This window comes from Sporosarcina sp. 179-K 3D1 HS, from assembly GCF_047228905.1.
GTDB lineage: Bacteria > Bacillota > Bacilli > Bacillales_A > Planococcaceae > Sporosarcina.
Map to the genome: position 1 here is coordinate 73,809 of NZ_JBFEGI010000013.1, position 17,341 is coordinate 91,149.

General features: G+C 45.8%; 18 protein-coding genes. 8 read left to right on the forward strand and 10 right to left on the reverse strand.

Annotated features, from left to right (window positions below):
• Positions 1–100: 100 nt before the first annotated feature.
• On the reverse strand, positions 101–1,333 hold the full coding sequence (locus tag AB1K83_RS15305; RefSeq protein ID WP_413059086.1) for an aminopeptidase: 1,233 nt from the start codon (positions 1,331–1,333) through the stop codon (positions 101–103).
• A 183-nt stretch (positions 1,334–1,516) separates the two neighbouring features.
• Here AB1K83_RS15305 and motA point away from each other — a divergent pair, with 183 nt between their 5' ends.
• Entirely contained in the window at positions 1,517–2,332 is an 816-nt protein-coding gene (motA, locus tag AB1K83_RS15310; RefSeq protein WP_413059087.1) for a flagellar motor stator protein MotA, read from the forward strand.
• A complete protein-coding gene (gene motB, locus AB1K83_RS15315) occupies positions 2,316–3,077 on the forward strand; it encodes a flagellar motor protein MotB (protein ID WP_413059088.1) in 762 nt (253 codons plus the stop codon). Before motA ends, motB begins: the two co-directional genes overlap by 17 nt.
• 51 nt (positions 3,078–3,128) lie before the next feature.
• Here motB and AB1K83_RS15320 read toward each other — a convergent pair whose 3' ends face one another.
• Together AB1K83_RS15320 and AB1K83_RS15325 are read right to left on the reverse strand one after the other, a co-directional pair.
• Entirely contained in the window at positions 3,129–3,350 is a 222-nt protein-coding gene (locus tag AB1K83_RS15320) for a DUF1128 domain-containing protein (RefSeq protein ID WP_413059089.1), read from the reverse strand.
• A 77-nt stretch (positions 3,351–3,427) separates the two neighbouring features.
• Positions 3,428–4,777, reverse strand: coding sequence for an alanine/glycine:cation symporter family protein (locus AB1K83_RS15325; RefSeq protein WP_413059090.1), 1,350 nt, complete (start codon positions 4,775–4,777; stop codon positions 3,428–3,430).
• 230 nt (positions 4,778–5,007) lie between these two features.
• On the opposite strand from AB1K83_RS15325, the gene AB1K83_RS15330 reads away from it, so the two are divergent.
• Both AB1K83_RS15330 and AB1K83_RS15335 read left to right on the forward strand, forming a co-directional pair.
• A complete protein-coding gene (locus tag AB1K83_RS15330; RefSeq protein ID WP_413059091.1) occupies positions 5,008–5,391 on the forward strand; it encodes a YtxH domain-containing protein in 384 nt (127 codons plus the stop codon).
• A gap of 104 nt (positions 5,392–5,495) precedes the next feature.
• Positions 5,496–6,395: a YihY/virulence factor BrkB family protein gene (locus AB1K83_RS15335; protein ID WP_413059120.1), complete on the forward strand. Its 900-nt coding sequence runs from the start codon at positions 5,496–5,498 to the stop codon at positions 6,393–6,395.
• 71 nt (positions 6,396–6,466) lie between these two features.
• On the opposite strand, the gene AB1K83_RS15340 is transcribed toward AB1K83_RS15335, so the two are convergent.
• From AB1K83_RS15340 to AB1K83_RS15365, 6 genes are all read right to left on the reverse strand, one after another.
• Positions 6,467–8,371 carry a heavy metal translocating P-type ATPase gene (locus AB1K83_RS15340; RefSeq protein ID WP_413059092.1) on the reverse strand — a complete coding sequence of 635 codons (1,905 nt, stop codon included), beginning with the start codon at positions 8,369–8,371 and terminating at the stop codon, positions 6,467–6,469.
• A 384-nt stretch (positions 8,372–8,755) separates the two neighbouring features.
• A complete protein-coding gene (locus tag AB1K83_RS15345) occupies positions 8,756–10,294 on the reverse strand; it encodes a fumarate hydratase (RefSeq protein WP_413059093.1) in 1,539 nt (512 codons plus the stop codon).
• A gap of 23 nt (positions 10,295–10,317) precedes the next feature.
• Positions 10,318–10,494 (reverse strand): SE1561 family protein, encoded by a 177-nt coding sequence (locus AB1K83_RS15350; RefSeq protein WP_413059094.1) that lies wholly within the window; start codon positions 10,492–10,494, stop codon positions 10,318–10,320.
• 333 nt (positions 10,495–10,827) lie between these two features.
• Complete coding sequence (locus AB1K83_RS15355) at positions 10,828–11,214, reverse strand: OsmC family protein (protein WP_413059095.1); 387 nt, start codon at positions 11,212–11,214, stop codon at positions 10,828–10,830.
• Positions 11,215–11,282: 68 nt separating this feature from the next.
• Complete coding sequence (locus AB1K83_RS15360) at positions 11,283–12,083, reverse strand: polysaccharide deacetylase family protein (protein WP_413059121.1); 801 nt, start codon at positions 12,081–12,083, stop codon at positions 11,283–11,285.
• A gap of 59 nt (positions 12,084–12,142) precedes the next feature.
• Entirely contained in the window at positions 12,143–13,045 is a 903-nt protein-coding gene (locus AB1K83_RS15365; protein WP_413059096.1) for a TIGR01777 family oxidoreductase, read from the reverse strand.
• A gap of 91 nt (positions 13,046–13,136) precedes the next feature.
• On the opposite strand from AB1K83_RS15365, the gene recX reads away from it, so the two are divergent.
• The gene (recX, locus tag AB1K83_RS15370) at positions 13,137–13,952 is read left to right on the forward strand and encodes a recombination regulator RecX (protein ID WP_413059097.1); all 816 of its coding nucleotides are present in this window, start codon (positions 13,137–13,139) and stop codon (positions 13,950–13,952) included.
• Positions 13,939–14,271, forward strand: coding sequence for a YfhH family protein (locus AB1K83_RS15375; RefSeq protein ID WP_413059098.1), 333 nt, complete (start codon positions 13,939–13,941; stop codon positions 14,269–14,271). Before recX ends, AB1K83_RS15375 begins: the two co-directional genes overlap by 14 nt.
• Before the next feature lie 246 nt (positions 14,272–14,517).
• Here AB1K83_RS15375 and AB1K83_RS15380 read toward each other — a convergent pair whose 3' ends face one another.
• Positions 14,518–15,501 (reverse strand): metal-dependent hydrolase, encoded by a 984-nt coding sequence (locus AB1K83_RS15380; RefSeq protein WP_413059099.1) that lies wholly within the window; start codon positions 15,499–15,501, stop codon positions 14,518–14,520.
• 129 nt (positions 15,502–15,630) lie between these two features.
• On the opposite strand from AB1K83_RS15380, the gene mutY reads away from it, so the two are divergent.
• Entirely contained in the window at positions 15,631–16,692 is a 1,062-nt protein-coding gene (gene mutY / locus AB1K83_RS15385) for an A/G-specific adenine glycosylase (protein WP_413059100.1), read from the forward strand.
• A gap of 69 nt (positions 16,693–16,761) precedes the next feature.
• Positions 16,762–16,953 carry a gamma-type small acid-soluble spore protein gene (locus AB1K83_RS15390; protein ID WP_413059101.1) on the forward strand — a complete coding sequence of 64 codons (192 nt, stop codon included), beginning with the start codon at positions 16,762–16,764 and terminating at the stop codon, positions 16,951–16,953.
• The last annotated feature ends 388 nt before the right edge of the window (positions 16,954–17,341 follow it).

A 17,341-nucleotide genomic window follows, 5' to 3' on the forward strand; every position in this document is an offset into this window, starting at 1 on the left:
CTCCTCTCTACAAATATAATTCGCCACTGCTATCATTATACAGTAAAGTTCCAATCTTTTTAAGGTCTTTTTAAAATGTTTTTATCAATTGTGACGTATTTTAGAAAGCCCAGTTACCGTCCCGGAATACGGGCTCTGCCGTTCCATCATGGCGGATGCCGTCAATATCCATCCGATCCGAGCCGATCATGAAATCTACATGGGTGATACTTTGGTTCAGCCCTCTTTCTTCCAACTGTTCCCTGGACATTGTTTTTCCGCCTTCCAGACAGAATGCATAGGCGCTTCCAATGGCCAAATGGTTGGAGGCGTTTTCGTCGAATAGCGTGTTATAGAAGAGCAGACCGGATTCGGAAATCGGTGAGTGATGAGGGACCAATGCAACTTCGCCCAGATACTTAGCTCCGTCATCCGTTTCCACAAGGCGTTTAAGCACTTCTTCTCCTTTCTCTGCCGCTACCTCTGTGATTCGGCCATCTTGAAATGTAATTTTAAAGTTGTCGATGATATTGCCGCCATAACTTAAAGGTTTCGTACTGGAGACGAACCCATTGACCCCGGTTTTTAACGGAACAGTAAAAACCTCTTCTGTCGGCATATTTGCCATGAAAGCTTGCTGTTGCTCGTTGATGCTGCCGGCCCCGCACCATAAGTGGCCTTCCGGAAGCTCAATGGTCAGGTCGGTGCCCGGTGCCCGATAGTGAAGCTTCTGATACCGCTTTTCATTTAAATAGTCCACTTTGGCATGTAATGTTTGGTCATGATCGATCCAGGCTTGCACAGGATCGTCTTGGTCTGCCCGTACCGATTTCAGAATCGCTTCCCACAGGGCAGGAACTCGGTCGTCTTCCGGAAGGTCTGGAAACACTTTATCCGCCCAATCTTTGGACGGTGCGGCGATGACAGTCCAGCTGAATTTGTCGGCCTGCATCTTTTGTCTGAACCGATCAAGCGCTTGGCCAGCCGCTTTTTGCGAATCGGCAATGCGTGAAGGGTCAATCCCTTTTAATAGATCGGGACTTTGGGAAGTGATGCTCATGAAGGCAGCCCCTTTTTCCGCAAGTTGCTCTCGTTCCTGTACTTTCCAATCCGGGAACTCCGAAAAGGACTCGGCGGGAGCTTTTTCAAATCTAATACGGGAGACGGCATCATCAACCCAATCGACAAACACTTGCCGTGCACCCGCATCATAAGCTTTCTCTACGACGAGCCGGACAAATGCAGCCGTCTCTATAGAAGCATTAATGAGCAAGTACTGATTTGGCTGGATGTTGACACCCACTTTAACTGCTAACTCCGCATAGCGTTCCAACCGGTTTTCGAATGTTGTCATGGACAAACTGCTCCTTTCTAAACACATGAATTGGCACTTACTTACTAAGAAAGTCTGTCACAAGAATATTAAGAACTTGTGACAGATGTTAAATTTATTATACAACTCTTATAGAAGCATATCTAAAGAAAGGGTTGAAAATGTCGATGTAATAAGAAGAATGGATTACTTGGAGGGGCTAACATGGATTTATCAACAATTATCGGGCTTGTTCTAGGGTTTGTCGCCCTCTTCGTCGGAATGGCAATGAAAGGCGTCACGCCGGACAACCTATGGAATTTAGCGGCCATACTGATTATCATCTTTGGGACGATAGCATCCGTGGTCATTGCATTTCCAATGAGTGAATTGAAAAATGTACCGAAGCTTTTCGGGAAAATTTTTAAAGAACAGAAGCTTACTTCTGATGCAGATATCATCCGGATGTTTTCAGGATGGGCGGATATAGCACGTCGTGAAGGGTTACTGGCACTTGAGGCGAAAACGGATGAAATCGACGATCCGTTTTTGAAAAATGGACTGGGTCTTGCAATTGATGGACAAAACGCGGATTATATCCGGGATGTCTTGTCGGAGGAAGTCGACGCCATGGAAGAGCGCCATGCAGCGGGTGCACTTATCTTTTCCCAAGCGGGAACGTATGCGCCGACACTAGGGGTACTTGGGGCAGTTGTCGGTTTAATTGCAGCACTGAAGAACTTGGATGATATCGCGGCTCTTGGTTTGGCCATTTCTGCCGCTTTTATCGCGACATTGCTAGGAATCTTCACTGGTTACGTGCTATGGCATCCGTTTGCCAATAAACTGAAGCGGAAATCGAAGGAAGAGGTAAGGCAGCGGCATATGATGATCGAAGGAATCCTTTCCGTGCTGGAAGGGGAAGCTCCACGAGTCATTGAGCAAAAACTTGCTTCTTACCTATCTGTCCAAGAACGCAAAAAACTGGCAAATGCAAATTCCAGCGAGAAAGGGGCTGGCCAGTTTGTCGAAGAAACGTAAGAAGAAAAAACAGGAAGAGCATGCTGTAGATGAATCCTGGCTGTTACCATATGCAGACCTTCTGACACTTTTGCTCGCATTGTTTATCGTGTTATTCGCCTCCAGTTCTATCGACGAGGCGAAATTCACGCAAATGACTACCGTATTCAATGAGATTTTTGACGGGGGAAAGGGCGTGATGGAGCAGTCTGCGCCGACGACAGTTCCCATCCCGAAAGATTCCATCGAAGTGCATGATGAGAACAGTTCATATTTGGAAGATCAGCGTTCGCTGGGGGAGATCCAGGACCGGCTGGACAATTATATCGCGGTACATGAATTGGAAAACCAGTTTGAAACCAAACTGACGGACGAAGGTTTGCTTGTCACGATCCGTGATAGTATACTTTTCAGTCCGGGGAAGGCTGAAATCAAGCCGGAATATAGGGGCTTGGCCGATGATATTGCGGAATTGCTCATATTCGACAAGCCGCGCCAGATCGTCATAACAGGACATACGGACAATATGCCAATGAACAACGCAGAATTCTCGTCGAACTGGGAATTGAGCGTCATGCGAGCGGTCAATTTCCTGAAAATCCTGATGCAATCTGATAAGGTGGATCCTCTGTTGTTCAGCGCGAAAGGATATGGGGAGTATCATCCGATCGCTTCCAATGACAGCGCGGAAGGCCGGAGTAAAAATCGGCGTGTCGAAGTGCTGATCGAGCCCCTTGTTTTAGAAGACGGAACGGTTGCCAACTGAAAATGGAAAAGAGTGCAGGACCGAAATGGGCCATGCACTCTTTTTCATTTTTCATTTCCGCAGTGAACCAAGTTCAGCAGCGATTGCCTGCATTTCATTGGGCGTGATATTGGTCCGTTTCATCACCATTTGGTACATATCGTGCAGGTCCTCATATTGAGACGTACTAAAATTCTCCGCTTTCATAGCATCGACATTCACCATGCGCAGCTTCTCTTTGATTTGTTCAATCATGAAGCTAACATTTTCTGGTGAAGGGTTTGATAGATCCATACTAGTAGCCGCCTTTCCATTGCTTCTACCCAAGTATTCCATTATTCTCCCAAAGTGTCAAATTGATAAGTCATCCATCAATTTGACGATTCTTTCTCTTCTTTGATCTTCGCTTGGAAACGCTTCGTCTCCAACACGATTACACCTGATAGTCCGAGTAGGCCGATCAAGTTCGGGATAGCCATAAGACCATTCAGAACGTCCGCCAAAGTCCATACGATATCCAAAGTTGCTGTTGCGCCCACGAAGATGAAGAGGACGAAGATGAGACGATACGCGAAGACAGCTGTTGGATTCGGGAAGAGATACTGGAAGCACTTTTCTCCGTAATAACTCCAACCTAAAATGGTGGAAGTTGCGAAGAAAATCAACCCGATAGCTACAACAATCGGACCGGCACTTCCGAGGAAAGTTCCGAATGCTTCCGCTGTCAAGGCACCTTTGTCAATTCCTTCATTCCATTTGCCTGACATGACAATCGTAACACCTGTGATGGAACAAATGATCAGCGTATCAAACAAGACTTGCGTCATGGAGATGAGCGCTTGGCGTCCAGGCATATCCGTACGGGCTGCCGCAGCTGCGATCGGAGCCGAACCTAAACCGGCTTCGTTCGAGAACAATCCGCGCGCCACTCCGAATCGGATGACTGTCCCAATTGCTCCACCTGCAAGCGCTTGCCCGGTGAAGGCATCATTGAAGATTAAGGCGAAAGCAGCAGGTACGAGGTTGAAATTTGTCACAACGATAATTAATCCTGCAATAAAATAGAAGAGTGCCATAATTGGTACAAAAAATGCGGTCACCCGTCCAATTGATTTGATTCCACCTAGAATAACTAAAGCGCCGAAGATGACTAGCCCGATTCCAGTTGCCCAATGAGGTACATTGAATGTGCTACTCATCGCGTCAGCAACAGCTTTAGATTGGGTCCCGTTTCCGATTCCGAATGCCGCAAACGCTCCAAAAATGGCAAATAGCACACCTAGCCATTTTTGTTTTAATCCGTGTTCCAAATAATACATCGGCCCTCCGGCCATTTGCCCCTTTGCATCTTTCACGCGGTACTTGACGGCTAGAATTGCCTCACCGTATTTGGTCGCCATGCCGAAAAATCCAGCCAACCACATCCAGAAAATCGCTCCGGGTCCGCCGGTCGCCACTGCTCCGGCGACACCGACAATATTCCCGACCCCTACTGTAGCGGCCATGGCTGTCATCAATGCCTGGAACTGGGAAATATCGCCGTCTGCCTTTTTGTCATGCTTTCTTGAAAAAACTTGTTTTAAGGAATAGGGCAGTAAACGCACTTGAATGAAGGTCAATCTTGCTGTAAGGAATATACCTGTCCCGACTAATAAAATCAGCAGCGGCGGTCCCCAAACCAGGTCTCCCGCTTTGTTTAAAAACTCTTGCAATCCATCCATATCATATCCCCCTCAATGTAATCATGCTGTGTATTCTCCGTTCCTAACAATATTTTATTATTATCATATCCTCTCCACTTTTTTTACTACTTTTCTAGCGTTAATGATAATATTCCGAAAATAGAGTGGGTTCGTCAAGACTTTTTTTAGAAATCCGTTATATTGTTTGTTTTTGTAGGGCGTCGGGTATAATGGAATATGCGTAAGATTTGGGAATTGGAGGGTTTTCAATGGGTAAAGGAAAATTTGGTACATTTGTAATTTTGGGAGCTCTAGCAGGTGCAGCTATCAGTTTATTTGACCGGAGCACCCGTGAGCAAGTAACGAAAAAATCAAAAAACATAATTTCGGAAATCAGTTATTATAGGAACAATCCGGATGACCTGAAACAGATGGTGATGGAGAAAAAAGATAAGGTTCAAATGGTTTATAATCAGCTATCAGGTGATGCCAATTATCTGAAAACACAAGTTGAAGAATTAAAGACGCTCACACCGCAAGTAAAGGAACTGGTCGTGGATACGAAAGAAGCGTTCGTCGAATCGAAAGATGAATACAAATCAATTGTGAAAGATGAAGGCGAAACAACAACAAAACCATCTGTAAAAAAGTAAGTAGTAAGGAAAGGGGTGACGGAAATGTGATGGGAGGTCAACGTACCCTTGAACGCAATATGAAAAAAGAAAAGAAAGATCGGCATACAAAAAAGTCAGGCATCATGCGGTTCATGGCAGATATAAAAGAAGGTGACTTGGAAAAATTTGATGTGACGACGACACAAGGCTTTCTGAAAGAGTTGCTCGTGCGGATCAAGAAAGTAGATGTGACGGGGCTTGGATCCCAGCTCGCTTTCTTTTTCCTATTGTCCCTTTTTCCTCTATTAATCTTTCTCATAACCCTATTACCGTACTTAAATTTAAATCACGGTGAAATTTTCCTGTTTATAAGGGATTATGCACCGGGAAGCGTCTCTCAACTTATTGAAACAACAATCGCAGAAGTATTGAAAAATCGGAATGGCGGGTTATTATCCATCGGTGCCCTCGCAACAATTTGGTCGGCATCCAAGGGGATGAATGCCTTGACTAAAGCGTTAAATCGATCGTATTTCGCAGAAGAGACCCGCTCTTTTTTCGTTGCGCGTGGTATGTCTGTCGTATTTACGATTGCTCTGATAGCTGTTTTGGTCGTTGCTCTTGTCCTGCCGGTTTTTGGCCAGCAGATTGGAACCCTGGCATTCTCTTATTTTGGGTTGGAAGAAGGATTTTTAAAGTTATGGGATAGTCTAAGATGGTTTGTTCCCCCAATTCTTATTTTCCTTGTGTTCTCCGCAATTTACTGGGTCGTGCCAAATTTGAAAATCCATTTAAAAAGTGTCATTCCAGGCGCAATATTTTCGACTGTAGGATGGATTGTAACATCACTCGCTTTTTCATTCTATGTAGGTAATTACGGGAATTATTCGAATACTTACGGAAGTATTGGAGCCATTATCGTGCTCATGATGTGGATGTACTTCTCTGCCATCATCCTCATGCTGGGCGGACAACTGAACGCAGTCATGACGGAGCGGAAACAGGCTCAGGTTGCCAAACAAAAAAGCAATGCCATCGTTTGACGGGCATTGCTTTTTTGTATGACTCCAATCACGAGAGTAGGGAAGAGTCCCTCTTCCCGTCATTTTCCCAGTCAATCCACTTGATTCAGCATCCGCAACCCATTTAAAATGACGAGGATGGTGCTCCCTTCGTGTCCAATGACACCCAGAGGCAAATCGACGACCTGCATGAAGTTGGAGATGATTAATACGATAATTACTGCAATCGAGAAGAAGATATTCTGCTTGACGATTCGCTGCATTTTCCGTGATAACTTGGTAGCGTAAGCGATGCGGGTCAAATCATTCTGCATCAAGACGACATCGGCTGTTTCCAAAGCGACATCGGTCCCTTCCCCCATAGCGATGCCAGATGTGGCGGTTGCCAAGGCGGGAGCGTCGTTTATACCATCTCCAACCATTCCGACGTACTTATATTCTGCCAACAGCTCTTTCAATTTTTCAACCTTCATCTCAGGTAGGCATTCAGCGACAAATGATTCAATGCCAGACTCTTTTGCGATTGCGGCGGCTGTCTTCTCGTTGTCCCCTGTTAGCATGATGGTATGGATTCCCGCATCTTTCAAATGTTTAATCGCTTCCACTGCCTCTTTGCGCAATGTATCTTTGAAAGCTGCAGCTGCCATGATTCCTTGTTCATCTCTTAGAAATATAACTGTTTTTCCTTCATTCAATAAATCGATAGCCGCTCCTTGCTGGAAAGCGTCCGCCAAGTTTTGGCCAATGAATCTCGGATTTCCGACCCGCAGCTCACGGTCTTCCATGTATGCTTTAATACCATGGCCAGGCACATCTTCCATCTGGATGTGTCGTTCATAATTGACTCCTTTTTCATTGGCGTATTTTGTAATTGCCAAAGCGAGCGGGTGATTCGATTGGGATTCGATACTTGCAAAGATGGACAATGCTTCGTTTACTTCCACTCCGTCACGAACCAAGAAATCCGTTACGACAGGTGTTCCGTTGGTCAACGTTCCCGTTTTGTCGAAGGCGATTGTTGTAAGGGAGCCCAAATGTTCCAAGTGGATTCCCCCCTTGAAGAGGACTCCGCGTTTCGCTCCATTCGATACGGCAGCCAATGTTGCGGGCATGATGGAAGCAACCAAGGCACAAGGAGAGGCAACGACAAGCAGGACGATGGCGCGATAAATTGTTGTCGTCCAATCCCACCCGAAGATGAAATGGGGCAGGAACATCATGACGAAAACGGTGATCAGCACGACTTTTACATACGTGCCTTCAAAACGTTCAATAAATTGCTGGGATGGTGATTTTTCACTTTGGGCGCTCTGGACCATCGTAATGATTTTTTGGAATAGTGTTTCCGAGCTCGGTTTTGTCATTTCCATCCGGATCGCGCCGCTTAAGTTGACAGTGCCCGCAAACAGTTCATCCCCGCTTTCCTTCGTTACAGGAATGGATTCTCCATTAATGGCAGACATGTCGATTGCCGTTGCCCCGCTAATTATGTTACCATCCACCGGAATTCGTTCCCCTGGTCTAACGGCTAAGACAGAGCCCACTACCAAGGAAGAAGTCGGCACTTTCATTTCGGAACCGTCATCCTGGACAAGCCATGCTTCTTCAGGTTGAAGTTCCATTAGCGCAGAAATCTCTTTATGGCTTTTATTTAACGTATAAGTCTCCAGTGCTCCGCTCAATGCGAAAATGAAGATCAGAATGGCACCCTCAGCCCAATAGCCGATCATGGCAGAACCGATAGCCGCAAAAACCATAAGCATTTCAACATTCAATTCTTTGTTTTTAACCGTTTCTTCGATGCCTTCTTTGGCTTTGGCAAATCCACCGATTAAAAATGCAATGATATACAGGGTAACGGAAGCCGTCTCCACTCCGTTTTTTCCAATCAGCCAGGCTAGCACAATTAGTATCCCGGATACAATTGCGGCAATTAACTCGATATGGGAACCCCAGTTGATAGGTTCCTTCTCCTGACGTTCAGCATAGTTTATCATTTGATCCCTCCTAATTGAGAATGAGATTCACTTTCAAATGTCTGAATAAAGTTCTATAGTCGATTCCAGTAAGGTGGAATCGACTATAAGACACAAGAATATAACCTCTTTAAAATTAGAATAATTATTAACTGGATTATAGCATGCTCTGAAAGGAATGAGTACTAATATGCTTCCCTCTGAACTACATAATTATTCCATCGATTTGGGAGATTGCTAGGAGGGGGTGGAGCATAGCAGTCTCGGCAGGATGTCTAGGCTTTCCAGGAGGATGTGGAAGTTTGTCTCAAGGTATTTTAGTACGGCATGAGGGTATGCCCGGTTGCACTCATTCTATGAGATATAAAAAACCCTATAACGGAAAGCTCCGTTATAGGGACAGGATTAGCTAAATACTTTCTCTTTATGTTGTGAGAGTTTTTCAAGAGATGTTTTATCCACATCGGCATGCAGGCTGTTGCCATGGGAGTCCATGGTGACGACCGCAGTGAAGTCTTCCACGCGCAGATGCCACATCGCTTCTGGAATACCAAATTGAAGAAGATCAACGCCTTCCACTTCTTTGATGCAGTCCGCGTAATATTGTGCGGCCCCGCCGATTGCGTTCAGGTAGACGCCGCCGTGCTCTTCAAGTGCTGCTAAAGTTTTCGGTCCCATGCCGCCTTTTCCGATGACAGCGCGGACGCCGAATTTCTTCATAATGTCGCCTTGGTAAGGTTCTTCACGGGCGGAAGTCGTCGGTCCCGCTGCTTTGATTTCATAGCTACCATCTTCGTTTTTCAAGACAACCGGACCGCAGTGATAAATGATTTGACCGTCCAGATCCACAGGTGAATCGTTTTCTGAAAGGTGTTTGTGGATAGCATCCCGGCCAGTGTAGATGCGGCCACTAATTTTAACAACGTCTCCCACTTTCAATTCACGGATTTGCGCTTCCGAAATCGGCGCGGTCAATTCAACTGTACGGGAAGATTGGCTTGTTGTGACAGGAGCCGCTTCTTGATCAAAGGCAATTTTTTCTCCGTCATTGTAATGCCATCCCGTAATTCCTCCCGTATTGGCATCAATATCGACAGCCATTCGGCGGTAGGCCCAGCAGTTATACGCGACTGATACGTAGAAGCTTGCAGGGATCCGGTGCATGACGCCAATTTTACAGCCGAGGAGGGTCGCTTCTCCTCCGAATCCCATTGTGCCGATGCCGAGCGTATTCGCTGTTTCCATTATATACTGTTCCAATTCCGCCAATTGCTCGTTCGGATTGACATCATCCACTTCACGGAATAGTTGTTCTTTTGCAAGGTCGTAACCGGAAGACCGGTCTCCACCAATTCCTACGCCAATGAAACCCGCAGAGCAGCCTTGCCCTTGTGCTTGGTAAACGGAGTGGAGGATGCATTTGCGGATTCCGTCCAAATCGCGTCCGGCACGGCCCAGGCCTTCCAGTTCTGTCGGCAAGCTATACTGGATGTTTTTATTCTCACAGCCGCCGCCCTTTAGGATGAGTTTCACTTCGATATGATCTTCTTCCCACTGTTCAAATTTAATGACGGGCAATCCGATGCCGAGGTTGTCCCCGCTATTATCCCCGGTCAAGGAATCGACGGAGTTCGGGCGAAGTTTACCATCCTTTGTCGCTTGGACGATTGCGCGTTTGATGGCCGCTTTGATTTCAAGTTGATTGACGCCGATCGGTGTTTTGATTTTGAAAGTTGGCAAACCGGTATCTTGGCAGATTGGAGAGAGTTTTTCATCCGCCATATTGATATTTTTTGCAATTGTATCCAAGCTCATTGCCGCCCGTGTACCCGCGTCTTCCTGCTCTTTAGCAGCACGGATCTTCTGTCTGACGTCTTTTGGTAGGTTCGTGGACGTTTCGCAAATGAGGTCATACATGCTTTTTTCGATTGCTTCTATGTACATCTCTAATTTCCCCCTAGTGAAATTCACTTATCTGTTTTAATTTTTTCCATCTGTTCTTCGAGATCATCAATCATTCCGATCAATCGGTCGATCTCTTGGAGGTCGGTCGTTTCCGGCTCGATTTGATCTAGCGTTATGAGGAAATGTTGAAGCCTATTTTTCACTTCCTCGATTTGATTATTCGTTGGTAGGTTCGGCATCCTAACACCTCTTTTCATCGTCTCAATCGTATACGAAATACGTTGTTTTTTCAATGCAGTCTAGCAGGACTTTCGAATTAATTAATAATTTAACTTAACAGAATGTTTACAAAATAAAAATAGTATGTTAGGATACAGGTAATCCAATTAGAAAAGGAGGGCAAGAGTAGGGACGAATCGAATCCTGATGAAAAAGGAGGGGATCCGTAAACGTCTGAGGTAGCAATACTTCAAGACAACTACGAACAATGCCAATGAAATTGAATAATGAAGGTAATGTGAATACATGAAGACCCGGCCATTCTAAGACGGATATGGACCGGGTCTTTTTTGTCATTTTTTTAATTCAAATGTTTCGACAACTTCAATGGAATCGATAACGGATTGGACCATCGAACAGTTTTTCTTTGTCAATTCCATCGCTCTCGCCATTTTGGCCTCGACGATTTCCGCTCCGCTGATGATGAAGTGGATATGGACTTTCTCCAGTCTGTCTGCCATGTCTTTATTGCGGACGACATCTTTCACTTCAATTGTAATATGGTCAGGAGCCATCCTCATTTTTTCCAACACTTTCCGCAGAACGCCTCCACTGCAGACAGCCAGTGAGGAAACCAATAGTTGATAAGGTCTGAACCCGTATTCTTCATTGCCCGATATCGTCAGTTTTCCAAATGATGTCGATGTTTCGAACGCATTTTCAGTCATTTCGAATTTCATCTTGCACCACCTCCTCTGTTCAAATTATACCTTAATCAGGAGGGAGAGTGGAACCGATGGAATCGGGCTCACCAAAAACGGGTATTCACATTTTCATATTCCAACACGAGATCATCCAATGAACGGAACGTATAGCCCGCTTTTTTCGCATCCTGTATAAAGGAAGGCAAAGCTTCCGCATTATCAGGGGACACAGTGTGCATTAAAATGACAGCGCCTGGATGGAGCTGGGTCATTAATTCGTTGTAAGCATAGTCGCGACCACGAGGTTTGTTGGCATGCCAGTCAATAAAAGCGATAGACCAGAAGATATGACGATATCCAAGTTCATTTCCTTTAGCCAATAGTTTCTCATTGAAAACCCCTTCGGGCGGCCGTGCATAGACCGTCCGTTTCAAACCGGTCAACTCGCGAAGCAAGTCGTCAAACTTCGTCCATTCTTCTTCCATCCGCATTTCTGATAAATTCGCCATGTTCGGGTGATCATACGAATGATTACCAATTCCATGTCCTTCGGCGATCATCCTTTTTACAAGCGGTGTGGCGCTTTTTAGATAATGCCCCGTTAAGAAGAATGTCGCAGGGACGTCCTCTCTTTTCAACGTATCTAAAATGCTTTCCGTATAGCCGTTTTCGTATCCGTTATCAAACGTTAAATATGCGATTTTCTCTTCGGATTTCCCTTTATAAATGGCTCCGTGCTTATCCAGAAGCGCATCCAACGTGGCGCCTGCATTCGGCGGAATGCCGTTTGTAGCTTTTTTGAATCCCCAATGAAATTCCTCCGCTTTAGCAGAGAATGGATTCAGGATAAGACCAGTTATGGCGATAGTAACGGCCAACAGTATGCCTGTCCCATGGCTTTTCATCATGAAAAAACGCACCTTCCTTTTTTCGGTAGGATGCGCAATAAAGTCTCATTTATACATCACTCATGTAAGAGATTTTGGAGGGCGTCTTTTAGTAATGGAAATTTGAATGTAAACCCATTTTGCTGGAGAACTTCCGGGAGGACATGCTGCCCTTCCAGAACGAGTGCACTTTTCTTTCCTAATGCCATTTTCATTGCAAATGAAGGGACGGGCAGCCAATGGGGCCGTGTTAACGTCTCGCCTATGGTCTTGCCGAAGTCGTCCATCCGTTTCGGGAAAGGGGAGGTGACATTGACCGGACCCTGAATCCCTTCCTGGGCAATTGCAAAGGCCATCGCCCTGGCCACGTCCGTGACGTGAACCCAAGACAACCATTGTCTACCGGAACCGACTTTTCCGCCTGCGAACAACCGGTACGGCAAGACCATGAGAGGCAGTGCGCCTTCATCCTTCCCTAAGACGACTCCAAACCTTGTAAATACGGTACGTACGCCAATCTCTTTTACGCTTGATGCTTTGTTCTCCCAGTCCCTAACAGTCTGCCCAAGGAAATCAGGTGCCACTTCATCAGATGTTTCCGTATAGAAGACTGTTTCTGATGCAGGATAAATGCCGATGGCGCTCGCATTGACCAAGACGGAAGGTTTTTGCGGTAGTTCGTGGATGATCCGTAATAGCTCATCCGTTGCGGTCATCCTGCTTTCATAGATCTGTTGTTGATGTTCTTCCGTCCAGCGCCCGTTGTTGATGGAAACGCCGGCAAGATTGACGAAGGCATCGGCAGTCCCGATCTCCTTTTCCGGTGTAGCTTCGCTATGTAGCCACTCTACATACGAAAGCCGACCATCTGATTCTTTTGCTCGCCTCGTTAAGATGATGACTTCATGACCTTCTTGCAGCAAAAGATTTGTTAATTCCGTTCCAATGAAACCGGAACCTCCTGCAATGACGATTTTCATCCTATCGCCCTCCATTTCCTTCTCCGAACGAGTTAACTGAATGATATTGATAGAACATGTATACTGATAGAAAGTGGGGAGGTCTTGATTCATGTCTGTTATTACGAAAATAACACAACAGAAGAAAGATGGCGAGAGATACAATATTTTCCTCGACGAGAAATATGCTTTCAGTGTCCATGAGTCCGTTTTAGTGAAGTTCGGCTTAACGAAAGGCATGTCCCTGGAGGAATGGTCCATTGATGAAATGGTGTACGAAGACGAGATCCAAAAGGCTTTCAACCGTGCTTTGCATTATCTCGGTTTTCGTATGCGCAGTGAGTTTGAAGTGAAAAAGAAGTTACTGGACTCCGGTTATGGGGAGGCGGTCGTCCTAGAAGCCATTGTAAAATTGAAGCGTCTCGGATTTCTCGATGACGAGTCCTTTTCGGAAGCATTATTGCAAACGCAAATTAAAACTTCCAGTAAGGGTCCTCGGGCCATCCAGCAGGAATTTAGGAAGAAGGGAATTGGAAAAGAGTTGCAGGAAAAGGTGCTCGAAGGCTATTCGGAGGAAGAACAGGTTCGGATTGCGACGAAGCTGGCGACAAAGGCAGCAGAGGCGAACCGTTCCGTCACTCCGGTCCAATTAAAACAAAAAATCCAAAACGCTTTACTCCGCAAAGGGTATTCATTTGATATTATTAAGCAAGCACTAGCCTCCGTTAATTTTGAACGGGAAGAGGATGAATGGGATTCTATCCTCGAGTCGGTCGGCGAGAAGGCATGGCGGAGGCAGAGTTCGAAATACAGCGGTAGGCAACGGAGAAACCGAGTGAAGCAAACGATGTATCAAAAAGGAATTCCACTCGACTTGATTGACCGATTCATTGATAAGAAGGAGCTTGAAGAAGATGGAGAACAATAAAAATTATAGTGAAATGACCGAACATGAATTGCGCACGGAAATTGCCAATTTGCGGGAGAAAGCGAGAAAAGCGGAGCAGCTCGGGATGATTAATGAATTTGCCGTCCATCAAAGGAAAGTGGTGATGGCGCAATCTTATTTAGTCGATCTCAAAACGATCGAACCGGGAGAGCTTTACCGGATAGAAGGTGATGAAGGGGTTTATTTCCACGTAGATTATTTAAAAGGGCGTTTCGCTTGGGGCTACCGCCTGGGCGGCGAGCAAGCGGTGGAAGCTTTGCCGGTTGCGATGTTGAAGCCGGTGAAAGAGGGGAAATGATAGGCGGATAGTTGTGCGAACTTGCCTAATGGGCGCATGTTATGAAATATGAGCGGTTTTCTGCCGATATAAGCGCCTGTGACGAAATATGGACGCACGCCGGATTTTATAAGTGGTTCTTTAAAAATATGAGCCTGAATCGATTTTTATGAGTGCTTGAAGAAAGTTATGAGCGTCTCCTCCTTCACGAAAAGGACTGCCCATCCAGGACAGTCCTTTTAACGTCTAGGCGCCCTGCGCTTTTGATTAAGAGTTAGGGACAAATTTCAATTTCTTCATCAGCTTATCCTCGGAGAATATCCAACCTGTGTAGGAATTTACGATATTCATTTCTTCATCCACATGCGCCACGGCTACAAATGGATAATAGCCTTTGCTCCGGTAGCGCAAATCAATGAGGCGCACTTCGCATAAGTCCCCGATATTGGCGACGGACCATCGATAAATGGATGAGAAGGAGACGAAAGCCTTGATGTTCTCATCTTTCATCGCCGCTTTAATTTGCGGGGAGTCCGGCATCGGGACCCTTTCAAAACGGTCATAAATGGTGATGGATCTTCCGTAGGCGCGTCCCACATAATGATGGGTTTCTGAAGAGGCAGCGACTCTCCACTGGAAAAACCGGATGGTCGGTGCGATAATAACTTCGGTCGCGTTCGGGACTGTATGCAGGACCGCTTGTTTCACGGCTGATTTCGTAGCAAACCGCAGCAGGTAATAAAAGAAGATGACAACATATAATATTAATACCGTTACGACCGGATCGGCCCCAAGCCACCATGTCAACAGGGCTACAACATGCAGTCCGAAAATGATGGGATCAAAGGTGTTGATCACCCCGATGGCAACCCACATTTGAGAAAACGGACGCAAGGCTTGTGTTCCATAGGCGTTGAAGATGTCAACGAAGACATGCAGAAAGACGGCAAGGAAAGTCCATGCCCATAGGTGGATGAAAGCCGCCTCCGGAATAAGAAACGATAATACAATGGAAATGACAAGCGGCCATAACAGCACGGCCGGTATGGAATGGGTGATACCTCGGTGATGGCGTATATAAACTGCGTTGTTTCTCAGTTTCAATACCGTGTCAATATCTGGTATTAATGAGCCGATCAGGACACCTGCTGCAACGGCGCTCCATGTTGATGTATCACCCGCCACGACCGGATCAGCAAGGGCAAGTCCGCCTAGAGCCATTCCCATGACGACATGTGTTCCTGTGTCCAAAACAATCACTCCTTTCGCTTGTAAGCATACAAGCGTGGGATGAATATTCTAAGTGTGTCACTTATTTTGATTATATACTTAATTACCCGCTTACGGTCAACGTTAAGCATAGTTGGCAAGGAGGAAAACATGCACTTCATTGAACAAAAAGACATATTTCGCAAATCCCTATTGACATGGTATCACGAGGAAAAAAGGGAAATGCCATGGAGGAAGACGAGAGATCCCTACTACATATGGGTTTCGGAAGTGATGTTGCAACAAACTAGAGTGGAAACGGTCATTCCTTATTATGAACGGTTCATTAAAACATATCCTACCATGGAAGCGCTAGCGGATGCAGAGGAAGAGGAACTGCTGAAAATGTGGGAAGGACTCGGCTATTACTCGCGCGCTCGAAATTTACAAACGGGTGTCCGAGAGGTTTTGGAGAAATACGGAGGAGAAGTGCCAGCAACCCGCAAAGAGATTTCTACATTAAAAGGAGTCGGTCCCTACACAGCAGGCGCCGTGCTCAGTATCGCTTACGGAGTTCCCGAGCATGCAGTCGACGGCAATGTGATGCGTGTTTTGTCCCGGATTTGCTTAATTGAAGAAGATATTGCCTTACCTAAAACACGGAAAATATTTGAAGAAGTTGTCATGGACTTAATCGACCAAGAAGATCCATCCTCTTTCAATCAAGCGCTCATGGAGTTAGGGGCAACTATTTGCATACCGAGACCGAGGTGTCTTCTTTGCCCGGTACGTGAGTTTTGCGCTGGGTTCCAGGAAGGGCGACAAGAAGAGCTGCCGATCAAAACGAAAAAAACCAAAATGCAAGTCATTCCTTTGACCGCATTTGCTTTGCAAAATGAGGAGGGGAAATGGCTGCTTAGGAAGCGTCCGGATAAAGGATTGCTCGCAAGTATGTGGGAATTTCCTTTAATTGAAAATAAGGAAGGCCTTAAGCCGGCTAAATTATTAAACGAATCAATGGATCTTCAAGTGGAGGATTTACAGGAATTGTTGTCATTCAAGCATGTCTTTTCCCACATTACGTGGGAAATGGATAGTTACTATGCAAGGATTCGGAAGATGGACTCACCTCCGGAAGGCTTTCAATTTTTTTCCGACGATGAGGTTATGCAGCTGCCCAAATCAAAGCCAATCAATATGATTTGGGATGCAACGCAGGACGTCATGCGATAAAAATGGTTAAATTTTACTGAATAAAAAAAACCTCTGTGCACATTCTATTGACCACGGAGGTGAAAATCCATGACAAAAAAACCGAACCAAACAAATGCGCAGCAAGTACGTAAACAAAACCAGCTTTCCGCGCAGCCGAATGCAATGACTGAGGAATTTGCTTCTGAAACTGATGTAAATCAGGTCAGACAGCAAAACCAACAGTCGGAAGCGAAGAAGCAACAAAATTCTGGCAATGCAGGGCGATTCGGAACAAAATAAGTGGATGAACATCACCGGCCGGCAGGAGCATAACGCTTCTGCCGGTTTCTATTTGGGGATTTTTACGAAGGCAGGGCCGAATAATTTTAAATTTGCACGTTCTGCTGATATAATGAATGGATAAAATAGTCCAAAACTTTCCGGTAATAACAAAAGCGCAGGGCGCCTGCAGTAGAGGTTTGCAGTCTCAGTGCGCGACATCGTGTCGCGACGACTGCATGACCCACATCCTGTGGGCCTCAGGCATAAGGCGAAGATGCAGCGTGGCGCTTTTTGCCACAGAGCAGCTTTGACTTATGACCCCGGAGGTGCCTTAATTTCTGCAAAGGACGCAGAAATACGGCAAATCGAACCCTTCGCTGTTCAATTCTCTGGCGCCCGAAGCCTA